Annotated in this window: 3 protein-coding genes; all 3 read right to left on the bottom strand. The window is 71.0% G+C overall.

Annotation, left to right across the window (positions count from 1 at the left end; translation table 11 throughout):
* The coding region (locus FAZ21_RS19975; RefSeq protein ID WP_211243549.1) for a tetratricopeptide repeat protein at nucleotides 1-640 on the bottom strand (640 nt) is incomplete at its 3' end.
* Nucleotides 641-681: 41 nt separating this feature from the next.
* Nucleotides 682-1,590: a type II secretion system F family protein gene (locus FAZ21_RS19970; protein ID WP_136775182.1), complete on the bottom strand. Its 909-nt coding sequence runs from the start codon at nucleotides 1,588-1,590 to the stop codon at nucleotides 682-684.
* 149 nt (nucleotides 1,591-1,739) lie between these two features.
* Nucleotides 1,740-2,358 (bottom strand): type II secretion system F family protein (locus FAZ21_RS19965; RefSeq protein WP_136775181.1); only part of this gene is annotated, 619 nt, incomplete at its 5' end.

Below are 2,358 nucleotides of genomic sequence, written 5' to 3'. Positions count from 1 at the left end.
CGCGCTGGATGCGCGCCAGCACGTCGGGCGGCAGGTCGGCGGCCTGGGGCTGGCCGACCAGTTCGCGATACAGCGCCAGGTTGGCCTGATAGCGCGGCTGATCCGGCGCCAGTTCGGCGGCGCGGCCCAGTGCGCGGGCCGCGCGGGGCCAGTCGGCCTGTTGCAGCGCGAGGAAGCCCAGGTCGTTCCACAGGCTGGCGCGGGTGGGATCGGCGCGGGTGGCGTCGTCCAGCAACGCGATGGCGCGTGCCGGATCGGTGGGCGCGGCGATCAACGCCAGCCCATGCAGCGCGCTGGCACGGTAGGGGCTGTTCAGCAGGGCTTCGTAATGGGTGGCAGCGGCCTCGCGTTCGCCGGTCAGGCGCTCGGCGTCGGCGCGCAGCAGGCGGGTGCCGTCGCGGGGGCCATAGTCGCGCTCGAAGCCGTCCAGATGCGCCAGCGCGGCGTGGTAGGCGCCCTGTTTCATCAGGCCGTCGATCAGTTCCAGATAGGTTTTCTCCTGCCCCACCGGGCTGATGGCGGCTGGGGTCGCGGCGGTCTGTTGCGGCGGCGTGGCGCAGCCGGCCAAGAGGGCCAGGGCGATGGCGAGCGCACCGGATGCGACGGCTGCCGGGACGTAACGAGGGTGTGTCGATCTCATCGGTTTTCCTCGGTGGTGATACGGGATGCCCGATCCACCCGTCATGGATGCGCGCTCGCCAGGAAGCGCAGCACCGACAGCATGCCCGGCGCGGCCAGCAGCACCAGCAGCGAGGGCAGCATGAACAGCACCATCACCACGGTCATCTTGACCGTGGTGCGGCCGATGCGGGTTTTCAGGTCCAGCCGGTATTGCTCGGCCAGGCGTTCGGCAAAGCGGCCCAGCGGCTCGTCCGCCGCGCCGCCGTAGCGTTCGATGCGATCGACCAGCTCGGCGAAGGACGAGAAGTCGGGTAACTGGAACAGTGCGGCCAGCGGTTCCAGCGTTTCGCGCCGGCCGCGCCCGCACTGGAACTGGTGATTGGCAACGCGCAGCTCCGGCGTCAGCGTCGGCAGCACGTTGCCAAAGCCATCGGCCAGCTCCAGCAGCGATTGCCCGGTGCCCAGGCCCGCGCCGTGCAGCATGCGGAGCAGGTCCACCAGCAGGATCAGCTCCTGCTGCGCCCGTGCGCCGCGCCGCCGCGCCCGGGCCTTCAGCCACCAGGACGGCGCCAGGATGCCCAGCAGCGCGCCACCGCACACCGCCGGGATCGCCCAGCGCCCGCCATGCGCCAGGGCCAGTGCGCCCGATGCGGTGACGATGGGCAGCGCCAGCCGGATCACCAGGTAGTAGTAGAAGTCCACTTCACGCGCGTAGCCGGCGGCCACCAGTTGCCGCCGCACCGGGTGGCTGTGGCGCAGCCCGGCCGGGTCGCGGATCAACCGCCGCGCCAGTGTCGCCAGCGGATGGCCCGGCGCCGCCTCGTGGCCGCGCTCGCCGCTGCCGCCCGGCGGCAGGCGCGTGAACAACCGCCGCTCGGTGAGCTGACTGCGCAACCATTCGCTGGCGGCGGTGAGCAGGCCCGCGCCGATCAACAAAACGCCGAGTACCAGCAGCATCCGGGTTGTCATGAGCGGTTCCTTTATGGCTTGGAAGGGTGGGTTTTGGGGGGGAAGGGGGAAGAGGGAAGGGAGAAGGGTAAAAGCAACCGCCACGTCAAAACCAAGCGGTGTTGCCGTTGACGTTTCCCTTCTCCCTTCCCTCTTCCCCCTTCCCAGCCTCACACACTCTTCGTCATGCGCCACAGCAGCAGCGCGCCGGTGATCTGCAAGCCGATGGCGCCGGCCAGCAGTTTGTGGCCGGTGGGGTCGTCCAGCAGCGGGCGGGCGTAGTCGGGGTTCAGGCCGAACAGCAGGAAGGCGATGCCCACCGGCAGCAGGCACAGCAGCCAGGCGGAAAGGCGCACTTCGGCGGTCAGTGCCAGCAGTTCGGCGCGGGTGGCTTCGCGGGTGCGCAGCAGCGCGGCCACGCGGCCGACCAGTTTTTCCGGGTGCCCGCCGAAGCGCGCGGCAACGCGCAGCGCGGCGGCCAGCAGGCGCAGTTCGGCGATGCCGTGGCGCTCGGCACCGCGTTCCAGCATCTGGTCCAGCTCCATGCCGGCCATCTGTCCGGACAAGGCGGTGCGCAGCATCGGGCCCAGCGGGGCCGGCGTTTCCTGGGCAATGGTGGAAAACGCCGACGCCAGGCTGTGGCCGACGCTGGCCAGCCGCACCATGCTTTCCAGGAAGCCGGGCAACTGGCGCGTGGCCTGCGCGCGCAGACGCGCCGCCAGCAGCGCGTGCCAGCACGCCAGCAGCGCCACCATGCCAACGGCGGTGGCCAGGCCGGGTAGCGGCCCC

It is taken from the genome of Chitiniphilus eburneus (genome assembly GCF_005048205.1).
GTDB lineage: Bacteria > Pseudomonadota > Gammaproteobacteria > Burkholderiales > Chitinibacteraceae > Chitiniphilus > Chitiniphilus eburneus.
Note: the sequence above shows the minus strand (reverse complement) of the source record. Positions and strands in the feature narration are given on the sequence as shown.

What these genes read in the sequence shown, in the direction of transcription:
- FAZ21_RS19970 (WP_136775182.1), bottom strand. Translation starts at nt 1,590, where the DNA reads ATGACAACCCGGATGCTGCTGGTACTCGGCGTTTTGTTGATCGGCGCG.